Raw genomic sequence first — 530 nt, forward strand, 5'->3', positions numbered from 1 at the left:
ACACCGACGAAGAGAAGGAAGCCGCGGTTGGCGTCGGCGGCTACGCCAAGCCGATGCCCCCGAGCTGGCTGGCGCGCCAGCAGGTGGAGGTCGCCAAGCGCGTGGCGCTGGCCGACGTCGTGATCAGCACCGCGCTGATCCCGGGCCGCGCCGCACCCACCCTCATCACCGAGGACATGGTCAAGTCGATGAAGCCGGGCTCGGTGATCGTCGACATCGCCGCCGGCAAGGGGCCCGACCTGAACGGAGAGATGAAGGGCGGCAACTGCCCCTTGTCGGAGGCCGACAAGACGGTGGTCAAGCACGGCGTGACGATCGTCGGCGAGACCAACCTGGCGGCGCTGGTGGCGGCCGATGCGTCCTCGCTCTATGCGCGCAACGTGCTCGACTTCCTCAAGCTGATCGTGGCCAAGGAGGGCACGCTCAAGATCGACCTCGAGGACGACATCGTCGCGGCCTGCCGCATGGCGCAGGACGGCCAGGTCACCAAGAACTAAGAACCCGCGAATCGCCGAGGAGAAGCCATGGAC

General features: G+C 67.4%; 1 protein-coding gene. It reads left to right on the forward strand.

What is annotated here, in order from left to right; all coding sequences use genetic code 11:
• The coding region (locus AC1DYD_RS41500) for a Rossmann-fold NAD(P)-binding domain-containing protein (RefSeq protein ID WP_478178511.1) at positions 1–497 on the forward strand (497 nt) is incomplete at its 5' end.
• Positions 498–530: the final 33 nt, after the last annotated feature.

This window comes from Variovorax sp. P4_B11 (assembly GCF_056402355.1).